The organism is Parasphingopyxis sp. (assembly GCF_052168295.1).
Taxonomy (GTDB): domain Bacteria; phylum Pseudomonadota; class Alphaproteobacteria; order Sphingomonadales; family Sphingomonadaceae; genus Parasphingopyxis.
In genome coordinates this window covers 306,549-312,835 of the sequence record NZ_JBQLZN010000089.1, presented here as the reverse complement: position 1 = coordinate 312,835, position 6,287 = coordinate 306,549, and the positions used below count along the sequence as shown (strand labels likewise).

General features: G+C 64.4%; 7 protein-coding genes. 3 read left to right on the top strand and 4 right to left on the bottom strand.

What is annotated here, in order from left to right; genetic code table 11:
• The coding region (locus ACTS1Z_RS15830; protein WP_442625439.1) for a LysR family transcriptional regulator at window positions 1-268 on the bottom strand (268 nt) is incomplete at its 3' end.
• Between the two features lie 93 nt (window positions 269-361).
• Here ACTS1Z_RS15830 and ACTS1Z_RS15825 point away from each other — a divergent pair.
• Both ACTS1Z_RS15825 and ACTS1Z_RS15820 read left to right on the top strand, forming a co-directional pair.
• Window positions 362-1,147 (top strand): aldo/keto reductase, encoded by a 786-nt coding sequence (locus ACTS1Z_RS15825; protein ID WP_442625438.1) that lies wholly within the window; start codon window positions 362-364, stop codon window positions 1,145-1,147.
• 49 nt (window positions 1,148-1,196) lie between these two features.
• Entirely contained in the window at window positions 1,197-2,894 is a 1,698-nt protein-coding gene (locus ACTS1Z_RS15820) for an FAD-dependent oxidoreductase (protein ID WP_442625437.1), read from the top strand.
• A gap of 6 nt (window positions 2,895-2,900) precedes the next feature.
• Here ACTS1Z_RS15820 and ACTS1Z_RS15815 read toward each other — a convergent pair whose 3' ends face one another.
• The 3 genes from ACTS1Z_RS15815 to ACTS1Z_RS15805 form a co-directional block, all read right to left on the bottom strand.
• Entirely contained in the window at window positions 2,901-3,539 is a 639-nt protein-coding gene (locus tag ACTS1Z_RS15815; RefSeq protein WP_442625436.1) for a hypothetical protein, read from the bottom strand.
• A complete protein-coding gene (locus ACTS1Z_RS15810) occupies window positions 3,536-3,919 on the bottom strand; it encodes a DUF4878 domain-containing protein (RefSeq protein WP_442625435.1) in 384 nt (127 codons plus the stop codon). Before ACTS1Z_RS15810 ends, ACTS1Z_RS15815 begins: the two co-directional genes overlap by 4 nt.
• A gap of 99 nt (window positions 3,920-4,018) precedes the next feature.
• Window positions 4,019-4,954, bottom strand: a complete 936-nt coding sequence (locus tag ACTS1Z_RS15805) for a LytTR family DNA-binding domain-containing protein (RefSeq protein WP_442625434.1) — start codon at window positions 4,952-4,954, stop codon at window positions 4,019-4,021.
• Between the two features lie 86 nt (window positions 4,955-5,040).
• Here ACTS1Z_RS15805 and ACTS1Z_RS15800 point away from each other — a divergent pair, with 86 nt between their 5' ends.
• The gene (locus tag ACTS1Z_RS15800) at window positions 5,041-6,234 is read left to right on the top strand and encodes an acyltransferase family protein (protein ID WP_442625433.1); all 1,194 of its coding nucleotides are present in this window, start codon (window positions 5,041-5,043) and stop codon (window positions 6,232-6,234) included.
• Window positions 6,235-6,287: the final 53 nt, after the last annotated feature.

Below are 6,287 nucleotides of genomic sequence, written 5' to 3'. Positions count from 1 at the left end.
CTTCCGCGAACCGCTCGGCCAGTTCATCCCATTCGCCGAGCATCCGGCGCGCATCGGCGAGGCACTCCTGCCCGGCGGAGGTCAGGCTCAGTTCGTGCGTTGTACGCACGATCAGCTGCACGCCCAGCCGGTCTTCGAGACTGGTCAGATGACGGCTGGCCGATGCCTGAGAGAGGTCGAGGTCGCGCGCGGCCGCGCTGATCGAACCGCGTTCGGCGATCCGCACGAACGTCGCCAGCAGCGTCAGCCGATCAATCGCCTTTGCCATACGCCAAACGTATAGCTGATATCCATATCATCCGTCTACCGTATGCCGAAAGGCAATGCGATATCGGGCTCGACACGAACGAAGGAGCCCATCATGACCAATTCAGCCCCCATTTCCCGCAGCTACCGGTTCGGCGGAGAACGCGACGTCAACCGGCTTGGCATCGGCGCCATGCGGCTCACCGGACAGCCCGGCAATTTCGGTCCCTATCCGGACTGGGACGCCGGGCTGGCGCTGCTGCGCCGCGCCGCCGATCTGGGCATCGACTTTTTCGACAGCGCCCGGGCCTATGGACCGCAGCATGCCGACCGGATCGTCGGCGAGGCACTCGAGGGCCGGGACGTCTTTCTCGCGACGAAAGGCGGGATCGACAAATCCGCGCCGGACCGGATGAAACGCGACGGTTCGCGCGACACGCTCCACCGCGAGATCGACGATGCGCTGACCAATCTGCGCCGCGACCGGATCGACCTGTTCCAGCTTCATTGGGTCGATCCCGAAACGCCGCTCGAACAGTCCGTCGCGGCGCTCGCCGAAGCGCAGGCCGATGGCCGCATCCGCCATATCGGGCTCTCCAACGTGACCCGCGAAGAGCTGGATCGTGCGCTGGCGATCGCGCCGATTGCGAGCGTCCAGAACCGGTTCAACATGGCCGAAACGGACGCGGGCGATCTCGTCGACTATACGGCGGAAAAGGGCATCGCCTTCATTCCCTATGGCCCGCTCGGCGCCAATCCGATGAAGCGAGGCGCCGCACTCTCGCCGGGCGAAGCGCTCGCCTGGCTGCTGAAACGCTCGCCCAATATCATCGTGATCCCGGGTACGACGTCGATGGCGCATCTGGAAGCCAATGCCGGTGTTTGGGACGCGATCTTATAGACATAGCGCTATCTCGACCCCGTAACAGTTCGTGCCTACATATATCGCCATGACCGATTCAGCCCGCACCGCCACCCCCGCCGCAGCCGCCTTCGACATTCAGGCCGGGAGCGCGCAGGATCCCTATAACCGCGAGCACCAGATCTTCCCGAAACTGTCGGCGGATCAGCTCGAACGCGCGCTCGCCTATGGCTGCGAAGAGGCGCCGGAGGCAGGGAGCTATCTGTTCGAACGCGGTCAGCGTGGCGTCGATTTCTTCATCTGCCTCGCAGGGGCGATCGAGATCATCGAAACGCGGGACGGTGGCGAGGAGGTGGTGACGGTGCACGGGCCGAGCCAGTTCACCGGCGAGCTCGATCTGTTCAACGACCGGCAGATCCTTGTCGATGGGCGAGTACGCGAGGGGACGCGGGTGATCCGGGTGAGGCGGGAAATCTTTCCGCAACTGGTGAGCACCGAGACCGATATCGGCGAACTGGTGATGCGCGCCTTCATCCTGCGGCGCACAGCCTTTCTGGTGCACGATCAGGCCGGCGCTACGCTGGCGGGACCGAAGAATAATGGCGACGCCCTGCGCATCACGCGCTTCCTGCGCCGCAACGGCTATCCGCTGCGCGTGGTCGATACCGATGATCCCGAGCAGGCCGAGGCCTTTTTCGCCGATCATCCGACGGCGCGCGACAAGCTGCCGGTGCTCATTCACACCGGCAATGCCTGCCTTGCCAATCCCAGCAATCATGAGGTCGCGAACGCGCTCGGCCTGACCGAGGAACTCGATCCCGAACATGTCTATGATGTCGCGGTCGTCGGCGCGGGCCCGGCCGGGCTCGCCGCGGCGACATATGCGGCGTCGGAGGGCCTGGACACGGTCGTAATCGAACAGGAGGCGCCGGGCGGGCAGGCCGGCACGTCATCGAAGATCGAAAATTATCTCGGCTTCCCGACCGGCATTTCCGGCCAAGCGCTGGCCGGGCGGGCCTGGATCCAGGCGCAGAAGTTCGGCGCGCGTTTTGCCATCTCCCGCGCGATCGTCGAGCTCGACTGCGACAACCGGCCCTATGCGTTGCAGCTCGAATGCGGGCAACGGATCGCGAGCCGCTCGGTGATCATTGCGTCGGGCGCGCGCTACCGCCAGCTCAACCTCGACAATTACGATAAATATGAAGGGCAGGGCATTCATTATGCCGCGACCGCCATCGAGGCGCGGCTGTGCCACGAGAAAGAGGTGATCGTCGTCGGCGGCGGAAACTCGGCCGGGCAGGCGGCCGTCTTCCTTTCGCGCCATGCCAGCCATGTCCATGTCCTCGTCCGCAGCAAGAATCTTGCCGCGAGCATGTCCGACTATCTGATCCAGCGGATCGATTCCTCCTCGCGCATCACGCTGCATACCGAGACGGAGATCACCGAGCTGCACGGCGATCCGATGCTCGACCAGGTGACATGGCATAACAAGGCGAACGACCGGACCGAAACCCGCGATATCGGCAATATCTTCGTGATGATCGGCGCGGTGCCGAACAGCGACTGGCTCGAAGGCTGTCTCGAGCTTGACGGAAAGGGGTTCGTGCATACGGGCGAGGATTGCCGGGGCGAGGCGACGCTGTCGCCCTATGCGACGAGCCGGCCCGGTATCTACGCGGTCGGCGATGTGCGGTCCGGGTCGGTGAAGCGCGTCGCGTCCGGCGTGGGCGAGGGGTCGGTCGTCATCGCCGCGGTCCACCAATATCTGACTGACGGGACGAGCTGAGCGGGTCTAGCCGCGCCCTTCCATCCGCACCGGGACGAAGCTCGCCGAACGGAGCAGGTCGGCCGGAAAGACGATATTGCGCACGATAGCGGCCCGGCCCGGATCGGGCGGCGCGATATCGATCGCCGCACCCGCGCTGCGAAAGGCGTCGATCACAAGCTCGGTGCAATATAATGCGCTCGCGTCCGTCCGGTCGAAGTCCGCATCGAAGGGTATACGGCGTGCCGCGAAGTCGCGGGCGGCCGCCACTGTCATTGCGCGCTCGCCCGCGCTTAGCGTAGCCGGGCGATAGAAGACGATATCGCTGGCGAGGCTAGGATCGTTGAATACAGATAGCGGCACGCGCTCGACGAAGCCGCGCCCGCCATCCTCTGGCGGCGCGGCATGGATGACGAAGATCGCGCCGGTTTCGGTCCGCTCGATTAGGCCGACATGCGAGAAGCGAGCGAAGGAACCGGCACGCACAGCATCGGCCTCCCAGCCCCGGCCTGCGCGGAACACGAGATCGCCCGACTGCAGCCGCGCGGTATCGATTGCGGCAGTTTCGATGCGTTGCGTGCGATCCAGCGAACTGGCCGGCACCGTCGCCAGTGCCGCCAGAATCGCGGCGATGGCCAGCCGGGCAGCGGCCGGCCGGCGGGTCATTCCATCTCGACCGAGATATACCAGACGCCGTCGACCCGGGTCAGCGTCGCTTCATCCTCTTCGCTGCTGCCGTCGCCGAACATCGAACGGTAGCGGACGGTGGCGGTGTCGCCCTCGACTTCCTCGGAAATGATCTCGATGCCGTCGAAACCGCCGCGCCGGCCGGCTTCCTGCGATGCGAGCGATACGATCATGCCCATTTTCGGGCGGAACATTTCGCGCGCGTCGGGCTCGATATGTTCGATCACGGCGTCCTGATCGCCTTCGGCGATTGCGGTTTGAAAGGCCTCGACCGTGCCGCCGGGGCCGGAATTGCCGCCCGAACAGGCCGCCGCGAAGAGCAGCAGGAGCGGCGCGAGAAATGCAAGAAAACGGTTCATCACGAGAATCTCCCCCAATATGCCGGAATGCGGCACGCGGCGGCGAACCTATCGCTCGGGCGTGACACTGTCCATCGGTCTTGCCGCTGCCCGGGGTCGCTACGCCTCTATCGCCGCCCGATACCGCCGGCTGCAGGGCAGGGTATCGCCGCCGGCAAGCGTCAGCACCATGTCGCCATTGCCCGATGGCGCGCTGGTTTCGATCCGGTCGCGGTTGACCAGATATGAGCGGTGAACGCGCGCGACGGGCAGCCCCGCATCGCGCAGCAGGGCTTCTAGCCCCGCGAGCGTCGTGCGCGCGAAATGGGTCGCGCCGGTCGTGTGGACCTCGACATAATTGCCCGCGGCTTCCGCATGGCTGAAGCTTTCGGCGGCGAAGCGCATGGTCCGGCCGCCGCATTTCAAGGTGATGAGCCGGGAGTCGCGTGCATCGGCGCGGGCCGCCTCGAGCTCGCGGCGTTGTTCTGAATAGGTGCGCAGCAGGAAGAAGATGAGCACGATCATCGCATAGCTCAGCACATCCTTGCGCATCTCGTAGATGAAATCGCGGGGCAGATTGTTGGTGAAGATGTAGGGCACATCGAAGAACAGGAAGAAGATCAGCTTGCGCAGCCAGACCATCAGGAAAATGTGTACGGTCGAGAATAGGAGGAAGCCCGCCGCGTGCACCGCGAGCCAGAGCGGCAGCGGCGTATCGGCGAAGCGGAAGCGGTTCGCGTAGCGCATCACCAGCGGCGCCAGCGCGACGATGATCAAGACGCTCGTGGGGTCGTAGATCCAGATCGCGACCGGGTGATAGTCTTGGCCCACGCGTTCGAGTTCGGTCTGCCGCGACAGCACGTCGACGATCGTGAATATCGCACCGAAGATAGCGATGATGCCCATCGTCTGCAGCATTAGCCGCCGTTCGAACCGAAGTTCCGACTCTGCACTTTGCGCAGCCATGACCGGGATGTAGCCGCTCGCGTGCAAAACGGCCAATGCCGCTCGTCCCCATGGCGTGCCGCTCGCCCCCGCACGGCCGCCGCTGGTCATCGATCGCCGCTGTTCGTCCCGGAAAACTGGTGCTTTTTCGCGCTTCGCAGATGATCGGGCCATCACCTGTTGATCGGAGAAGATCCATGGCCCCGCTTGCCGAATCGCTGACGACAAATCGCCGCTACGATCTCGACTGGCTGCGCTTCATCGCCTTCGCGCTGCTCATTCTCTACCATATCGGCATGTTCTACGTGTCCTGGGGCTGGCACGTGAAAAGCGTCTACGCGTCGCCCGCGGCGGAACCGTTGATGAGCCTCCTCAATCCGTGGCGGCTCTCGCTGCTCTTCTTCATATCGGGCGTCGCCGTCCGTTTCGCGTCAGACAAGATGGCCTCAGGCGCATTCGCCGCGAGCCGGCTCAAGCGGCTGGGCCTGCCGATCCTCTTCGGCATGACCGTCATCGTCGCGCCGCAAACCTATTTCGAGCTCGTCCAGGGCGGCACGATCCCGGCCGGCTATTTCGCGTTTTATGGCGACTATATCGTGCCGATGGGCCCGTGGGCGATGATCACGCCGACCTGGAACCATCTCTGGTACGTCGTCTATCTGCTCGTTTACATCCTGCTGCTCGCCCCGTTCCTGAAACCGCTTTCTCGCTTCGCCGCCGGGCGCGGCGGGGAGTGGTTCGGCCGGGCGCTCGGCCATCCCGTTTCGCTGCTGCTCGTTGTCGCCGCGCCGTTCGTCTTCTACGCGGCCGTGTTCGGCGACCGCTTTCCCGAAACGCATGCGCTGTTCGACGACTGGCACAATCACGCCAACCGCTTCACCATCTTCCTGATCGGTTATTTCGCCGCGAAGAGCGATCGTTTCTGGAAAACCGTCGACCGCGCGCTGCCGCTGGCCGCCATCGTCGCCGCGGCGATCGGCGCGATCATCCTCGTCTACACGATGGTGCCCGGCTTTCGTGAAGCGCACCGGCTCGGTCCGATCATCGGTACGGCGCTGATGACGCTCTATGCCTGGTCGGTGATCGTGTTGCTTATGGGACTCGGCCAACGCCTGCTGAATCGGGATTCGAAGACGCTACGTTATCTGACCGAGGCGATTTTTCCCTACTACATCCTGCACCAGACGATCATCGTCGTCGCGGGCTTCTATCTGACCCAGCTGGCGCTCGGCGCCTGGCCGGAGTTCCTACTGCTCGTGCTGACCACGGCCGGAACATGCGCGCTGCTGCACGAATATCTTATCCGCCGCGTCGAATGGCTGCGCCCGCTCTTCGGCCTGAAGCCGCGCAGGCGCGCCGGTAACGGGCAGCCAGCACTGGCGAAGGCCTGAGCGGTTGCCGACTTGGCTTGAGGCCGCCAGCCCGGCTATCCTCCGACCTACAA